This window comes from Herbidospora sp. RD11066, from assembly GCF_054661255.1.
Genome location: NZ_BAAGDO010000002.1, coordinates 620,993 through 638,404, shown reverse-complemented (window position 1 = coordinate 638,404; position 17,412 = coordinate 620,993). Strand labels below are relative to the sequence as shown.

The 17,412-nt window shown below is 73.7% G+C and carries 5 protein-coding genes; all 5 read left to right on the top strand.

Annotation, left to right across the window (positions count from 1 at the left end; all coding sequences use genetic code 11):
- Nucleotide 1: 1 nt before the first annotated feature.
- From ACYQ78_RS09240 to ACYQ78_RS09220, 5 genes are read left to right on the top strand one after another with little or no spacing between them, the layout of a single operon-like run.
- Nucleotides 2-14,074 carry a type I polyketide synthase gene (locus tag ACYQ78_RS09240; RefSeq protein ID WP_459800321.1) on the top strand — a complete coding sequence of 4,691 codons (14,073 nt, stop codon included), beginning with the start codon at nt 2-4 and terminating at the stop codon, nt 14,072-14,074.
- An 11-nt stretch (nt 14,075-14,085) separates the two neighbouring features.
- Nucleotides 14,086-14,952, top strand: a complete 867-nt coding sequence (locus tag ACYQ78_RS09235) for a 3-hydroxyacyl-CoA dehydrogenase family protein (RefSeq protein ID WP_459800320.1) — start codon at nt 14,086-14,088, stop codon at nt 14,950-14,952.
- A complete protein-coding gene (locus ACYQ78_RS09230; protein ID WP_459800319.1) occupies nt 14,949-15,230 on the top strand; it encodes an acyl carrier protein in 282 nt (93 codons plus the stop codon). Before ACYQ78_RS09235 ends, ACYQ78_RS09230 begins: the two co-directional genes overlap by 4 nt.
- Entirely contained in the window at nt 15,223-16,353 is a 1,131-nt protein-coding gene (locus ACYQ78_RS09225) for an acyl-CoA dehydrogenase family protein (RefSeq protein WP_459800318.1), read from the top strand. The genes ACYQ78_RS09230 and ACYQ78_RS09225 overlap by 8 nt, the downstream gene beginning before the upstream one ends.
- Nucleotides 16,350-17,408 carry an HAD-IIIC family phosphatase gene (locus tag ACYQ78_RS09220; protein WP_459800317.1) on the top strand — a complete coding sequence of 353 codons (1,059 nt, stop codon included), beginning with the start codon at nt 16,350-16,352 and terminating at the stop codon, nt 17,406-17,408. The genes ACYQ78_RS09225 and ACYQ78_RS09220 overlap by 4 nt, the downstream gene beginning before the upstream one ends.
- Nucleotides 17,409-17,412: the final 4 nt, after the last annotated feature.

The window sequence follows — 17,412 nt, the reverse complement described above, 5'->3', positions numbered from 1 at the left end:
GGTGGCATCTGAGAAGGAAGACCTGGTCGCGGCGCTACGCGGATCGCTGGTCGACAACGAGCGCCTGCGCCGCCAGAACAAGCGCTTCATGGCGTCCCTGCGCGAGCCGATCGCGATCGTCGGGATCGGCTGCCGGTTCCCCGCCGGTGTCCGCGGCCCGGAGGACTTCTGGGAGCTGCTGGCCTCCGGCACCGACGCCGTCTCGGCCTTCCCCACCGACCGGGGCTGGGACACCGCCATGCTCGGCGCCCTCGGGCTCGACGGCGCCACGTCGTCGGCGGCCCAGGGCGGGTTCATCCACGACGCGGGCGACTTCGACCCGGCGTTCTTCGGCATCTCGCCGCGTGAGGCGCTCGCGATGGACCCGCAGCAGCGCTTGCTGCTGGAGGTCTCGTGGGAGGCGCTGGAGCGGGCGGGCATCGAGCCGAGGTCCCTGCGCGGGAGCAGGACCGGCGTCTTCGCCGGCGGCAGCTTCCTCGGGTACGGCACCGGTCTGGAGGGCAGCGGTTCGGAGGGCTACCTACTCACCGGCACCGCGGCCAGCGTGATCTCGGGCCGCGTCTCCTACTCGCTGGGCCTGGAAGGTCCCGCGGTGACGGTGGACACGGCGTGTTCGTCGTCGCTGGTGGCCATGCACCTGGCGGTGCAGTCGCTCCGGTCGGGCGAGTCGTCGCTGGCCCTGGCGGGCGGCGTGACCGTGATGGCGACGCCCGGCTCCTTCATCGGCTTCGCCCTCCAGCAGGGCCTCGCCTCCGACGGCCGGTGCAAGTCGTTCGGCGCCGGGGCGAACGGCACCGGCTGGGGTGAGGGCGCCGCCGTCCTGGTGCTGGAACGGCTCTCGGACGCCCGCAAGAACGGCCACCAGGTCCTCGCCGTGGTGCGCGGCAGCGCGGTCAACCAGGACGGCGCCTCCAACGGCCTGTCCGCCCCGAACGGCCCCTCCCAGCAGCGGGTGATCCGCGCCGCGCTGGAGAGCGCCCGCCTGACCGCCGCCGACGTGGACGTCGTGGAGGCCCACGGCACCGGCACCGTGCTCGGCGACCCGATCGAGGCACAGGCGCTCCTGGCCACGTACGGCCAGGACCGGCCGGAGGACCGCCCGGTGTGGCTGGGGTCGGTGAAGTCGAACATCGCGCACACCCAGTCGGCGGCGGGCGTCGCCGGAGTGATCAAGATGGTGCTCGCGCTGCGGCACGACCTGCTGCCCGAATCCCTGCACGCCGACGAGCCGTCGCCGCACGTCGACTGGAGCGCGGGGAATGCCCGGCTGCTGACCGAGCCGGTGCCGTGGCCGTCGACCGGCGAGCCGCGCCGGGCGGGCGTGTCGGCCTTCGGGATCAGCGGCACCAACGCCCACGTCATCATCGAGGAGGCGCCCCCTCTCGACGACGACGCGCCGACGGCCGAACACCTGCCGGTGCTGACCGGAACCTCCCCGGTCTGGCTGGTCTCCGGGCACACCGAGACCGCCTTGGCCGCCCAGGCGGGCCGGTTGGCCCGCGCCTCCGCGACCCTCGATCCGGTGGACGTCGCCTGGTCCCTGGCCACGACCCGGGCGACGCTCGACCATCGGGCGGTCGTCCTGGGAGCGCCGCTCGCCGGAGTGACCGCACTGGCCGAGGGCCGCTCATCGGCCGACGTGATCTCGGGACAGGCCCGCGAGGGCCGGGTCGGCTTCGTCTTCGCCGGTCAGGGCGCTCAGCGCGCCGGAATGAGCCGGGAGTTGTACGCGGCCTCGCCGGTGTTCGCGGCGGCCTACGACCGTGCGGCCGACCTGATCGAGGCCGAACTGGGCCTGCCGATCCGCGACGTCGGCCCCGACCTGGCCGACCAGACCCTTTACGCGCAGACCGGCCTGTTCGCCATCGAAGTCGGCCTGGTCGCCCTGCTCAAGGCGGCCGGTGTGGTGCCGGATGTGGTCGCCGGTCATTCGGTGGGCGAGATCGCCGCAGCCCACGCGACAGGCGTGCTGAGCCTGGAGGACGCGTGCCGGTTGGTGGCCGCCCGCGCCCGGCTGATGCAGAACCTCCCGCCGGGCGGCGCGATGGCCGCGATCGAGGCGAGCGAGGACGAGATCGACTTGGAGAACGTCTCCCTGGCTGCGGTGAACGGCCCGACGTCGGTCGTCGTCTCCGGTGACGAAGACGCGGTCGACGCCGTCGTGGAGTCCTGGCGTTCGAGAGGCCGGCGAGTACGACGCCTGCGGGTCAGCCACGCGTTCCACTCCGCGCGGATGGACCCGGTCCTGGACGACCTCGGCCGGGTCGCCGCCGGGCTGACGTACGCGGCGCCGACCGTGCCGTGGGCCTCGACGTCGACGGGTGAGCTGATGACGGCGCCCGAGCCCGGCTACTGGCCCGGTCAGGCCCGGGGCCCGGTCCGGTTCGCCGACGCCGTGACCACGATGGCCGGTCTCGGGGTGACGGTCTTCGTCGAGATCGGCCCCGACGGAACCCTGTCGGCGATGGGCGGGGCGGTGCTCGACGCCCATTTCGTCCCGATGCTGAACCCGGCGCTTCCGGCGCGCGAGGCCGTCCTGACCGGGCTGGCCCAGGCGCACGTCCTGGGCGTGACGGTCGACTGGGCGGCGGTTCTTCCGGCCGGACGGCGCGTCGACCTGCCCACCTACGCCTTCCAGTACCAGCGGTTCTGGCCGGTGCCAGGCCCGGCCGCGGTGAGTTCCGGTTCGGCGATGGAGGCCCAGTTCTGGGCCGCGGTCGAGCGGGGCGACGTGGCCGGGCTGAGCGGCGCGCTGGAGGTGGACGCCGACCGTCCCTTCGGCGACGTGCTGCCGGTGCTGGCGTCGTGGCGGCGGCGGGAGCGTGAGGAGGCCCGTTCCGCCGACGTGCGCTACCGGATCTCGTGGGTGCCGATCCCCGATCCCGAGCCGTCCCGGCCGATCGGACCGTGGCTCGTGGTGACCGGACCGGCCGGAACCGAACTGGCCGGACGCTGCGCCGAAGTGCTGGGCGCGACGGTCGTCGTGGCCGGGGACGACGTCTCCCGCGAGGCACTGAGAGAACTGCTGCCGAACACCCCGCTCGCGGGTGTGCTGTCCCTGCTGGCCCTCGACGAGGAGCCGCTGGCCGGTCACCCCGGCGTGCCGGTCGGGCTGGCCGGATCGGTGGGACTGATCCAGGCGCTGGGGGACGCGGGCATCGGTGCGCCGCTGTGGATGGTGACCCGGGGTGCCGTGTCCGTCGGCGCCGACGACGCGTTGACGCGTCCGGTGCAGGCGCACGTCCTGGGCATCGGCCGGGTCGCGGCCATGGAGAACCCCGACCGCTGGGGCGGTCTGATCGACCTGCCGGAGACGTTCGACTCCCGGACGGGGGCCCGGCTGGCCGGGGTGCTCGCCGGATGCGGTGAGGACCAGGTGGCCATCAGGGCCGCCGGGATCCGGGCCCGCCGGCTCGTGCGGGCGCCTCGCGGGATCGGGGGGAGTGCTCAGGTCGTACCCGAAACAGTGCTGGTGACCGGCGGGACCGGCGCGCTCGGGCGGCACACCGGCGCATGGCTGGCCGGACGCGGCGCGGCGCGGGTGGTGCTGTGGAGCAGGTCGGGGCCGGGAGCGGCGGGCGCCGCGAACCAGGCCGCGCGACTGGCGGAACAGGGCACGGCCGTCGCGGTCGTGTCCGGCGACGTGGCCAGGAAGGACGACGTCGCCGGGCTGGTCAGGTGGATCGGGCCGGCGCTGACCGGCGTGGTCCACACGGCGGGGGTGCTCGACGACGGCGTGCTCGACCGGATGAGCCCGGCCCGGCTGGAGGGCGTCCTGGCGGCGAAGGCCGGTGGGGCGGCGCATCTCGACGAGCTGACGGCCGGGCTGGATCTGTCGGCGTTCGTGCTGTTCTCCTCTGCGGCGGCCACCTTCGGCGGCGGCGGGCAGGGCAACTACGCGGCGGCCAACGCCTTCCTCGACGCCCTCGCCGAGAACCGGCGCGCACGAGGGCTGGCCGCGACGTCACTGGCCTGGGGCGCGTGGGCGGGCGGCGGGATGGCCGCCTCCGACGACACCGTGCGACACCGGGTCGGCAGCGGGCCGACCAGGGCGCTCGACCCCGACGTCGCGTTGCAGGTGATGGGCCAGGCGCTCGACGGCGGCGAGGCCACGCTGACGGTCTCGGACATGGACTGGGCCCAGATCGCCGGTGGCCTGACCGACCCCGACCAGGCCCCGCTGCTCAGGGACCTGCCCGACGTGCGGGCGCTCGTCCAGGTGGGCGCGGTGGCGGCGCGCCCGGTGGGAGAGCTCGCCGCACGACTGACGGGCCGACCGGCGGCCGACCAGCACGACATCATCACCGGCGTGGTCCGGGCCGAGGCGGCGGCGGTGCTGCACCATCCCTCGCCGGACACGATCGAGGCCGACCGCGCGTTCGGCGACCTGGGGTTCGACTCCCTGACCGCGGTGGAGCTGCGGAACCGGCTCTCCGCGATCGCCGGGGTGCGGCTCCCGGCGACCCTGATCTTCGACTATCCGACGCCCGACCAGCTGGCGCGTCACCTGAGGGCGGAACTCCTCGGCGATGAGGCCGATGTCCCGGCCGCACCTGCGGCGCCGATCGCCGGGACGGACGACGACCCGATCGCGATCGTGGGCATGGGCTGCCGCCTCCCCGGCGGCGTGAACAGCCCCGACCAGCTGTGGGAGCTGCTGGTCTCGGGCACCGACGCGGTCTCCGGCTTCCCGACCAACCGAGGCTGGGGCACCGAGTCGTCGGCGGGTCAGGGCGGTTTCGTGTACGGCGCGGGCGACTTCGACCCCGCGTTCTTCGGCATCGGCCCGCGCGAGGCGCTGGCGATGGACCCGCAGCAGCGGATGCTCCTGGAGGTCTCGTGGGAGGCGCTGGAGCGGGCGGGCATCGAACCGCGCTCGCTGCGCGGCAGCCAGACCGGCGTCTTCGCCGGAGGCACCCCCACCGGCTATGGCGCCGGGCTGGAGGGCAGCGGCTCGGAGAGCTTCCTGCTCACCGGCACCGCCGGGGCCGTCCTCGCGGGCCGGGTCTCCTACGCGCTGGGCCTGGAAGGACCTTCGGCGACGGTGGACACGGCGTGTTCGTCGTCGCTGGTGACGCTGCACCTGGCCGCTCAGGCGCTCCGGGCGGGTGAGTGCTCGCTGGCGCTGGCGAGCGGCGTGACCGTGCTGGCGACCCCGGCGCCGTTCGCGGCCTTCGCACTGCAACAGGGCTTGGCCTCCGACGGCCGGTGCAAGTCGTTCGGGGCCGACGCCGACGGCACCGGCTGGGCCGAGGGCGTCGGCGTCCTGGTGCTGGAACGGCTGTCGGACGCCCGGCGCAACGGACACCCGGTGCTGGCCCTGGTACGCGGCAGCGCCGTGAACCAGGACGGCGCCTCCAACGGCCTGACCGCCCCCAACGGCCCCTCGCAGCAGCGGGTCATCAGGGCCGCCCTGGCCAGTGCCCGCCTGACCGCAGCCGACGTGGACGTGGTCGAGGCGCACGGCACCGGCACCGTGCTCGGCGACCCGATCGAGGCCCAGGCGCTCCTCGCCACCTACGGCCAGAACCGGCCGGAGGGCAGGCCGCTGCTGCTGGGGTCGGTGAAGTCGAACATCGCCCACACCCAGGCCGCCGCGGGCGCCGCCGGGGTGATCAAGATGGTGCTCTCCCTGCGGCACGGCCTGCTCCCGGTCTCCCTCCACGCGGCCGAGCCGTCTCCGCACGTCGACTGGGACGCCGGTGACATCCGGCTGCTGACCGAGCAGGAGTCCTGGCCCGCGGGCGACCGACCGCGCCGGGCCGGGGTGTCGGCCTTCGGTATCAGCGGCACCAACGCCCACGTGATCATCGAGGAGGCCCCGCCCGCTCCGGAGACCGTCGAGTCCAACGTGCCGGTTCTGGCAGAAGGACCGCCGGTGCTGCTGGTGTCGGGACGGTCGGCCAAGAGCCTGGCCGCGCAGGCCGGCCGGCTGGCCGCGCACCTGAGCGCCCGGCCGGAACTCGACCCCGCCGACGTGGCCTGGTCACTCGTCACCACCCGATCGACCTTCGAACACCGCGCGGCGGTTCTCGGCGACGACCTGGACTCCCTCGCGACGGGACGCCCGGCGAGCCGCGTGGTCACGGGCGAGGTCCCCGCCGGAAGGCCGGGCCGGGTCGGCTTCGTCTTCGCCGGTCAGGGCGCCCAGCGCGCGGGCATGGCCCGGGAGCTGTACGCGGCCTCCCCGGTGTTCGCGGCGGCCTACGACCGGGCGGCCGACCTGATCGAGGCCGAACTGGGCCTGCCGATCCGCGACGCCGGTCCCGATGTCGCCGACCAGACCTTGTACGCGCAGACCGGCCTGTTCGCGGTGGAAGTCGGCCTGGTCGCCCTGCTCAAGGCGGCCGGAGTGGTGCCCGACGTGGTCGCCGGCCACTCGGTCGGCGAGATCGCCGCAGCCCATGCCGCAGGCGTGCTGACCCTGGAGGACGCCTGCCGCCTGGTGGCCGCCCGCGCCCGCCTGATGCAGGACCTCCCGCCGGGCGGCGCCATGGCCGCCATCGAGGCGAGCGAAGACGAGATCGACCTGGAGCACGTCTCCCTGGCAGCGGTCAACGGCCCGACGTCGGTCGTCGTCTCCGGCGACGAAGACGCGGTCGACGCCGTCGTCGAGTCATGGCGCCTGAAAGACAGGAGAGTGCGGCGCCTGCGGGTGAGCCATGCCTTCCACTCCGCACGCATGGACCCGATCCTGACCGACCTCGGCGAGGTCGCCGCACAACTACGGCACTCCGCCCCCGCCACGACGTGGATCGGCGCGCTCTCCGGTGAGCAGCTCGCCGCGCCCGACGCCGGATACTGGGCCCGCCAGGCACGGCGCCCGGTCCGCTACGCCGACGCGATCACCACGATGGCCGCCCAGGGCGTCACGGTGTTCGTCGAGATCGGCCCCGACGGAACCCTGTCCGCCATGGGCAGAGCGGTCCTCGACGCGCACTTCGTCCCGATGCTCAACCCGGCCCTCCCCGCCGCCGAGGCGGTGCTCACCGGGCTGGCCCACGCGCACGTCCGGGGCGTGAAGGTCGACTGGCAGGCCGTTCTGCCCGCCGGAAGGCGGACCGAACTGCCCACCTACGCCTTCCAGCACCAGTGGTTCTGGCCCCAGGAGACGGCCGCGAAGCTTGAGACCGGCGGCGGCACCGAGGCCGAGGCCCGGTTCTGGGCCGCCGTCGAGCACGGCGACCTGACCGGTCTGGCCGGGGCGCTCGACGTGGACGCGCAGCGTCCTTTCAGCGAGGTCGTGCCGCTGCTGGCGTCCTGGCGGCGGCGGGACAGGGAGGCGTCGGCGGTCGCCGACTGGCGCTACCGGGTGTCGTGGGAGCCGATCGCCGATCCCGAACCGGTCGCGCTGACCGGCACCTGGCTGGTGGTGACCGGTGCGGCCGGACTCGGCCGGGCCGACGCGTGCGTGCGGGCGCTGACCGGGCGGGGCGCGACGGTGATCCAGGTCGTCGCCGGAGCGGGCGACGTGGACCGGGAGTCGCTGGGCGCGCTGCTCGGCGGGCACCGGTCGACCGCGTTCAGCGGGGTGCTGTCGCTGCTGGCCCTGGAGGAGGCGCCGCTGCCGGGACATCCGTCGGTGCCGTCGGGGCTGGCCGCCACCCAGGGGTTGATCCAGGTGCTCGGGGACGCCGGAGTGGGCGCCCCCTTGTGGGTCGTGACCGGGGCGGTGACCGATCCCGTCCAGGCGCAGGTCTGGGGTCTGGGACGGGTGGCGGCGCTGGAGCATCCCGACCGGTGGGGTGGTCTGGTCGACGTACCGGAAGAATTGACCGAACGGGACGTGGCGCGACTGGGCGCGGTGCTCGCCGGGTGCGGCGAAGACCAGGTCGCGATCCGGGGGTCGGGGATCACGGCCCGGCGCCTGGTCCGGAGCGCGCGGCCGACGGGTGACCGCCGGTGGGAACCGCACGGCACCGTCCTGGTGACGGGCGGCACCGGCGCGATCGGCGGCCGGGTGGCGCGCTGGCTGCCCGGACGCGGCGCTCAGCATGTGGTGATTTCCAGCCGTTCCGGCCCCGCGGCCCGGGGTGCCGCAAGGCTGGCCGCGGAGCTGGCCGAGGCCGGAACCCGGGCCGAGGTGATCGCCTGCGACACCGCCGAGCGGGCCGAGACGGCCGGGCTGCTGGCCCGGATCGGCACGCCGCTGACCTCGATCTTCCACACCGCCGGAACCGAAAAAGGCAACGCCCTGGAGACCGGCGGCCCGCACGACCTCGCCGCGATGCTGGCGCCGAAGGCCGCCGGTGCGACGCACCTCGACGAACTGACCGCCGGGCTTGACCTCGACGCGTTCGTGCTGTTCTCCTCGATCGCCGCCATCTGGGGCAGCGGGCACCAGTCGGCCTACGCCGCCGCCAACGCCCACCTCGACGGCCTGGCCGAGAACCGGCGCGCCCGCGGCCTGACCGCGACGTCGGTGAGCTGGGGCCTGTGGGGCGGCGGCGGGCTCGGCTCCCGTGACGCCGCCACCGGCGCGCAGATGGCGCGGCGCGGTGTCCGGACGATGGACCCCGACCGCGCGATCGCCGCCCTGGCCGCGACGCTCGACGCCGACGAGGGCGTGGTCACCGTGGCCGACATCGACTGGGAGACGTTCGTCCCTGTCTTCACGCTGCGCCGTCCCAGCCCACTGATCGCCGGTCTGACCGAGGCGGCGGTCCCGGCCGTCGTCACGGCGACGGCTCGCGGTCCTCTGGGCGAGCGGCTGTCCGGCGTCCCGCCGCTGGAGCAGGAGCGGATCCTGACGGAGCTGGTGCTGGCGGAGACCGCCGCCGTCTTGGGCTACGACCCGGCCGAGGCGGCCGAGGTGGTGCAGCCGGGCCGGGCGTTCCGGGACCTCGGTTTCGACTCCCTGTCGGCCGTCGAACTGCGCGACCGGCTCAACGCGGCGACCGGCCTGACCCTCCCGGCCACCCTGGTCTTCGACCACCCGAGCCCCCGTGAGGCCGTGCTTCTCCTGCGGGGCGAGCTGCTGGGCGTGCTGCCGGAGGTCCGGGCCGAAGTCGCGGCCGGGCCGGTCGACGCCGCCGATCCGGTGGTCGTCGTGGGCATGGGGTGCCGCTTCCCCGGTGGGGTCCGGCGGCCCGAGGACTTCTGGGAGCTGCTGGTCAGCGGTACCGACGCGGTCGCCGGGTTCCCCGCCGACCGGGGCTGGGACCTGTCGGCGGGAGAGGGCGGTTTCGTGTACGACGCCGCCGAGTTCGACGCCGGTTTCTTCGGCATCAGCCCCCGTGAGGCCCTGGCGATGGACCCGCAGCAGCGGATGCTGCTGGAGGTCTCGTGGGAGGCGCTGGAGCAGGCCGGGATCGACCCCGAGTCGCTGCGCGGCAGCCGCACGGGCGTGTTCTCCGGGGCGTCCGCCTCGGGATACGGGCTCGGCGCGGCGGCGGAGGGCACCGAGGGCTTCATGATGACCGGGAACGCCATGAGCGTGATCTCGGGCCGGGTCTCCTACTCGCTGGGCCTGGAGGGGCCCGCCGTAACGGTGGACACGGCGTGCTCGTCGTCGCTGGTGGCGCTGCACCTGGCCGTCCAGTCGCTCCGGGCGGGTGAGTGCTCGCTGGCGCTGGCCGGGGGTGTGGCGGTGATGGCCACTCCGGCGGCGTTCGCGGAGTTCGCGGTCCAGCAGGGCCTGGCCGGTGACGGCCGGTGCAAGTCGTTCGGCGCCGGAGCCGACGGGACCGGCTGGGGCGAGGGCGCCGGTGTGCTGGTCGTGGAGCGGTTGTCGGACGCCCGCAGGAACGGCCACCCGGTTTTGGCCGTGGTGCGCGGCAGCGCCGTCAACCAGGACGGCGCCTCCAACGGCCTCACCGCGCCGAACGGCCCCTCACAGCAGCGGGTGATCAGGGCGGCGCTGGCCAACGCGGGGATGCTCCCGGCGGATGTGGACGTGGTCGAGGCGCACGGCACCGGCACGGTCCTGGGCGACCCGATCGAGGCGCAGGCGGTGCTGGCGGCGTACGGGCAGGACAGGGAACGGCCCCTGTGGCTCGGGTCGGTGAAGTCGAACATCGCGCACACCCAGGCCGCAGCGGGCGCCGCCGGGGTGATCAAGATGGTGCTGGCGCTGCGCAACGACCTGCTGCCCGCCACCCTGCACGCCGACGTCCCGTCGCCGCACGTCGACTGGTCCGCCGGTGACGTGCGCCTGCTGACCGAGCCGGTGGCGTGGAAGGCCAACGGCCGGGTCCGCCGGGCGGGGGTGTCGGCGTTCGGGATCAGCGGCACCAACGCCCACGTGATCATCGAGGAGGCCCCTTCGAGCTCTGACGCCGTCGCATCCGACGTGCCGGTTCTGACCGGGGGGCCGTCGGTGTGGCCGCTCTCTGGGCGCACCGCCGACGGCCTGGCCGCGCAGGCGTCCCGGCTGGCCGCGCACGTGCGGACCCGCCGGGACCTCGGCACCAGCGACGTGGGATGGTCGCTGGCCACCACCCGCTCGGCCTTCGGGCACCGTGCGGTGGCGTTGGGCGGCGACCGCGACGAACTGCTCGCGGGACTGTCCGCCATCGAAGGAGGCCGGACCTCCCCATCGGTCGTCGCCGGTACTTCGGCAGGTGGGGGCCGGGTCGGGTTCGTGTTCGCCGGTCAGGGCGCGCAGCGGGCCGGGATGGGCCGTGAGCTGTACGCCGCCAGCCCCGTGTTCGCGCGGTCCTTCGACCAGGCGGCCGCCCTGCTGGAGGTCATGCTGGGACTCTCGATCAGGGATGTGGTGCTGGGCCGCGAAGCCGACGAGCGGGCCGACCAGACGGTGTACGCGCAGACCGGCCTGTTCGCGGTGCAGGCCGGCCTGCTGGCCCTGCTGGCCGACGCAGGTGTGGTCCCCGACGCTGTCGCCGGTCACTCGGTCGGCGAGATCGCCGCAGCGTACGCGGCCGGGGTGCTGACCCTCGAGAACGCCTGCGCGCTGGTCGCGGTCAGGGCCCGGCTGATGCAGTCGCTCGCCCCCGGCGGCGCGATGGCCGCCATCGAGGCGAGCGAAGACGAGATCGACCTGGAGCACGTCTCCCTGGCTGCGGTCAACGGCTCGACGTCGGTCGTCGTCTCCGGCGACGCAGACGCGGTCGACGCGGTCATGGAGTCCTGGCGCCTGAAGAACAGGAGAGTGCGCCGCCTGCGGGTCAGCCACGCCTTCCACTCCCCGCACATGGACCCGATGCTCGCGGAACTGGGCGAGGTCGCGGCCAGACTGCGCCACTCCGCCCCTGCCACGACCTGGATCGGCGCGTTGCACGGCACCCCGGTCACCGACCCCGGCCCCGGCTACTGGACCGACCAGGCCCGGCACCCGGTCAGGTTCGCCGACGCCGTCACCACCATGGCCGCCCAAGGAGTGCGGACCTTCGTCGAGATCGGCCCCGACACGACCCTGTCGGCACTGGGAGCCGCCGCCCTCACCCAGGAGGCGGCGTTCATCTCGATGCTCCGCCCCGACCAGGACGCCCCGGCCGCCGTCACGGCGGCGCTGGCCCGTCTCCACGTGCGCGGCGTCCCGGTCGACTGGACGAGGGTCCTGCCAGCGGGAACCCACGTCGACCTGCCGACCTACGCCTTCCAGCGCCGCCCCTACTGGCTGCTCCCGGAGCGGGTGGAACCACCGACGCCGTCCTGGCGCTACCGCGTCACCTGGGCACCGCTGCCCGACACCGAGCCCGCCGCGCTCCACGGGATGTGGCTGGTGGTGGTCCCCGCCGCGCACGCCGCAGGCGACATCGCGAACGGCTGTGTGAACGCGATGATCGCGGCGGGGGCTGAGGTGACGGTCGTCGAGGTCACCCCGGACGAACTCGACCGCACCTCACTGGCCGCCAAGGGCCTGCCCGCCGGGGTGACCGGCGTCGTCTCGCTCCTCGCCCTGGACGAGACGCCGCTGCCCGGCTCACCCGTGACCGCCGGCCTGGCGGGCACTCTCGCCTTGGCCCAAGCCCTGACCGACGCCGGGGTAGGCGTCCCGCTGTGGGTGCTCACCCAGGAGAGTCCGCTCCAGTCCCAGATCCAGGGTCTCGGCCGGGTCGTCGCCTTGGAGCACCCCGACCAGTGGGGCGGCCTGATCGACCTGCCCGAAGTCGTGGACGAACGAACCGGCGCCCGGCTGTGCGCGGTGCTGGCCGGTCGCGGCGAGGACCAGGTCGCCATCCGGAGCGCGGGCGTCCTGGCCCGGCGGATGGTCCCGGCCGGTCCCTCTCCGGAAGGCGAACCGTGGCACCCCCGGGGAACCGCGCTCGTCACCGGCGGTACGGGTTCGATCGGCGCCCGGGTCGCCCGATGGGTCGCCGGTCGGGGCGCGCGGAGAGTGGTGCTGACCTCCCGTTCCGGCCCGGCCGCGCCGGGCGTGGCAAGGCTGGCCGCCGACCTGGCCGCCCTCGGGACCACGGTCGAGGTGTTCGCCTGCGACGGCGCCGACCGCGCCGACCTGACCGGAGTGCTGGCCCGGATCCCCGGCCTGAGCTCCGTCTTCCACGCCGCAGGTGTCTCGCTCGACCGCACGGTACGCGACCTCGGCGTAGAGGACTTGGCCCACGTCCTCGGCCCCAAGGCCGTGGGAGCCGATCTGCTCGACGAACTCACCACCGACCTCGACGCCTTCGTCCTGTTCTCCTCCGGCTCCGCGACCTGGGGAAGCGGCCTGCTGGCCGGTTACGCCGCCGCCAACGCCCACCTCGACGGCCTGGCCGCGCGACGCCGCGCCCAAGGGCTGGTGGCGACGTCGGTCGCCTGGGGTGTGTGGGGCGGCGACGGGATGGGCGCCGGTGAGGCCGCCGTCCAGATGGAGCGCATGGGTGTGCGGCCGATGGATCCGGACCTCGCGATCGGCCACCTGGCCGAGGCGATCGACGGTGACGAGGGCCTGCTCACGGTCGCCGACATCGACTGGGCCCGGTTCGCGCCGATCTTCACCCTGCGCCGCCCGAGCCCGCTGATCGGCGAGCGGATCCCCGCGGCCCCCGCCCAGGCGGCGGTGGACGGTTCGCTGGCCCGGCGCCTGGCCGCCTCCTCATCGGCGGAACAGGACCGGATCCTCGCCGACCTCGTCAGGGCCGAGGCCGCCACCGTGCTCGGGCACGACTCGCCGGACGCGATCGACATGGACCTCGGCTTCATCGAGCAGGGCTTCCACTCACTGACCGCGATCGAGTTCCGCGACACCCTCAACGCCCTGACCGGCCTGCGGCTGCCCGGCTCGATCGTCTTCGACCACGCCACCCCCGCACTGCTCGCCCGCCACCTGCGCACCGAACTCGCCGTCACCGCCCCGGCCGCCGACCCCGGCACCTCGCTCAGCGGCCTGTACGCCGAGGCGGCCCGCGCGGGCCGGTCGGCGGAAGCGGTGAAACTCATCACCGGGCTCGCCACGTTCCGCCCGACCTTCCACGGACCCGCCGACGCCGGCACCCCGCCGGACGCACTCCACGTCGCCCGCGGCCCGGCCGCCCCCGGGCTGGTCTTCCTCACCTCGTTCTTCGGCCGGTCGGGCGTGCGCGAGTACGCCCGGATCGCCGGCGGATTCCAGGGCGTGCGCGACGTGACCGTGCTGCGGGAACCGGGGTTCCTCGGCACGGAACCGCTCCCCGCCGACGTCGAGGCCCTCGTCGCGGTCCTGGCCGGACAGCTGCCCGACGGGCCGTTCGCGCTCGCCGGGCACTCCACCGGCGGACTGGTCGCCTACGCGCTGGCCACCCACCTGGAGAAGGAAGGCAGGGCGCCCGAGGGGATCGTGCTGCTGGACACCCCGGCCGTCGGCCCCGACGGGTTCTCCGGCGAGTGGCCCGGCTTCCTCGACACCACTCTCGCGCTGACCGCCGACTACGCGAAGGACGACACCTGGCTCACCGCCACCGTCCACTACCTCGACCTGCGCTGGCAGGACCTGCCCCCGACCGCGACCCCGTTGCTGCACCTGCGGGCCGCCGACACCCCGGACGGGTTCCCGGTCATCGCCCCGCCCGAGGCCACCTTCTTCTCCAGCCCCACCACCGTCGTCGACGTGCCGGGAGACCACTTCTCGATGATGGGCGACCACGCGGAGACCACCGCGGAAACGATCAACCAGTGGCTTGCCGATTTGTGAAGGAGTCGTACATGAGCCCCCATCCACACGACCACCGCCTGGCCGTCGTGGGCGGCGGGGTGATGGGCACCAACATCACCGCGCTGGCCCTCGGCCACGGGGTCCCCGTCGTGCTCGTCGACGTCAGCGAGGAGGTGCTGGCCAAGGCGGCCGAGACGATCGCCTTCAAGCTGCGGCACGCCCAGCTGATGGGCAGGCTCCCGGCCGGGCGCCGCGCGGCGAAGCTGACCACGAGCGTCTCCCTCATGGACGCGGCCGACGCCACGACCGTGGTCGAGGCCGTCGTCGAGATCCCGGAGACCAAGGCCAAGGTGCTCGCCGAGGTCTCGGGGATCGTCCGTCCCGGGACGCTGCTGATCTCGAACACCTCGTGCATCCCGATCGACGAGATGGCGTCGTCGGTGGCCCGGCCCGAGGAGCTCGTCGGGGTGCACTTCATGAACCCCGCGTACATGATCGAGATGGTCGAGGTGATCCGCGGCCCGCGCACGGGCGAGGCGGCCATGACGGCGGTCACCGACTTCCTCGGTGTCCTCGGCCGCACCTGCCTGGTCGTGAACGACGCCCCGGGGTTCGTGATCAACCGGGTGCTGCACCCGCTGATCAACAGCGCGGCCCGGCTGGTGCAGGACGGCGTCGCCCCGGTCGAGGTCGTCGACGGCCTGCTCGAAGGCTGCCTCGGCCACTCGACCGGTCCGCTGCGCACGGCCGACCTCATCGGCCTGGACAACCTCGTCGACTCGCTCCACGTGCTGCACGCCCGGACCGGCGACCCCGGTTCGAAGCCCTGTGACCTCCTGCTCGACCTGGTCCGCGCCGGAAAGTTCGGCCGCAAGTCCGGCCAGGGTTTCTACGACTACGCGGAAGTGGCCTCATGACCGACCAGACCACCACCCTGACGGCCGCCGCCCTGGAGCGCGAGCTGACCGCCTACCTCTCGGAGAAGACCAAGACCGAGGTCGGGCCAGGCGACGACGTCTTCGCCTCCGGCCTGGTCTCCTCGATGTTCGCCATGCAGCTGGTCGTCCACCTCGAGTCGACCTACGACGTCGCGATCATCGGACCCGAGCTGAAGATCGACAACTTCCGCACCGCCCAGGTGATGGCCGCGCTGGTCCTGCGCCTGTCGCAGGACGGGGGGACCGGCGATGCTTGACACGGCCACCCTGATCGACGAGCGCGACCTGGTCGGCGACCTCATCGGCGACCAGGCCGAAGAGTGGGACCTGTCCGGTGAGCTGCCGATCGAGCTGCTGCGCAAGCTCGGCGCGCTGGGCCTGCTGTGCGCGGAGGTGCCCGCCTCGTTCGGAGGTCTCGGCCTCGACAGCCTGCGCAGCGGCGAGCTGACCGCCCACGTCGGCAGCCTGTGCAGCTCCACCCGCAGCATCATGACCTCGCACGGGATGGCCGCCTGGATGGTGTCCCGCTTCGGCGACCGGAACCAGCGGCGCGACTACCTGGAGGAGTTCACCAGCGGCCGCCTGGCCGCCGTGGGCTTCAGCGAGCCCGCCGCCGGCAGCGACCTGGCCGCGATGCGGACCCGGATCCGGCGCGAGGGCGACGGTGTGGTCGTCACCGGTGAGAAGAAGTGGGTGACCGGCGCCCGGTACGCCGACCACATCATGATCCTCGGCCGCATGGGGGACGCGGGCGGCGTCGTCGCCGTCCCGGTGACCGCCCCCGGCGTCGAACTGGTGCCGATCGCCACCCCCGTGCTCGGCTGCCGCGCCGCCGGGCACTGGCACGTGCGGCTGGACGAGGTCAGGCTCCCGGCCGACCACCTGCTCGGCGGGGGTGGCCAGGACCTCTCGATGCTGTTCACCACCGCCCTGTCCTACGGCCGGATCTCGGTCGCCTGGGGGTGTACGGGGATCGTCCGGGCCTGCCTGAAGGCGGCCACCGACCACGCCAGGGAGCGTGAGCAGTTCGGCAAGCCGATCGGCGAGCACCAGCTCGTCGCCCGCCACCTCGCCGAGCTCCTCGTGTCGGAGCAGATCGCGACCCGCGTGTGCGAGCACGCCAGCGCGGCCTGGCAGTCGTTCTCCCCGGACATGGGGATCGCCACCGTGCTGGCCAAGCACGTCAGCGCCCGGCAGGCCGCAGACGGCGCCGCCGCCGCCGTCCAGGTCCTCGGCTCGGCCGGGGCGACGGACGGGCACGTCGTCGCCCGCGCCTACCGCGACGCCAAGCTCATGGAGATCATCGAGGGCAGCAACGAGATCAGCCAGCTCATCCTGGCCGGCCACGCCCTCTCCCAACCACAGGGAACCCGGTCATGACCCTCGTCAAATGCCTGGTCTGGGACCTCGACAACACCCTCTGGCAGGGCACCCTGCTGGAGGACACGGACGTCCACCTGTCCGACGAGGTGCGCGCCGTCATCGTCGAACTCGACTCGCGGGGCATCCTCCAGTCGATCGCCAGCAAGAACGACCACGACATGGCCTGGAAGCGGCTGGAGGAACTCGGCGTCGCCGACTACTTCCTCGTCCCGCGCATCAGCTGGGGCCGCAAGTCCGACGCCGTGATGGGGATCGCGCAGGACCTCCAGTTCGCGCTGAACACGATCGCCTTCGTCGACGACACCCCGACCGAGCGGGCCGAGGTCACCTACCACGCCCCTGACGTGCGCTGTTACACCGACGCGGACGTGCTCTCCCTCGTCGACCGGCCCGAGTTCAGCCCGGAGGTCGTCACCGTCGACGCCCGCCGCCGCCGCGAGATGTACAAGGCCAACGCGCTGCGCACCGAGGAGAAGGACTCCTTCGACGGCCCCGACGAGGACTTCCTGCGCTCCCTCGACCTGGTCATGGAGATCGGCCGGGCCGACCACGAGGATCTGTCCCGCGTCGAGGAACTCACGCTGCGCACCAGCCAGATGAACGCCACCGGCGTGCACTACTCCGACGCGACGCTGCGCGGACTGCTGGCCGACCCCGCCCACGAGGTCCTCACCATCACCCTCACCGACCGGTTCGGCCCGCACGGCGCGGTCGGCGTCCTGCTGCTGGAGCGTCACCCCGCTGTCTGGCACCTCAAGCTGCTCGCCACCTCCTGCCGGGTGGTCACCTTCGGCGCCGGGACGGTGCTGCTGAACTGGCTGGTCGACCAGGCCGCCCAGGCCGGCGTCCATCTGGCCGCCGACTTCAGGCCCACCGACCGCAACCGGATGATGGAGATCGCCTACCGGTTCGCCGGCTTCACCCAGGACCCGTGCGACTGCCTCGCCGGGATCGGCGGGGGCGAGAGCGACGTCCAGTGCCTGCACCTGGTCACCGCGCGCCGGGAGGGGCCCACCACGATGCGGCTCGTCTCTCCCGATCTGACCATCTGAAACC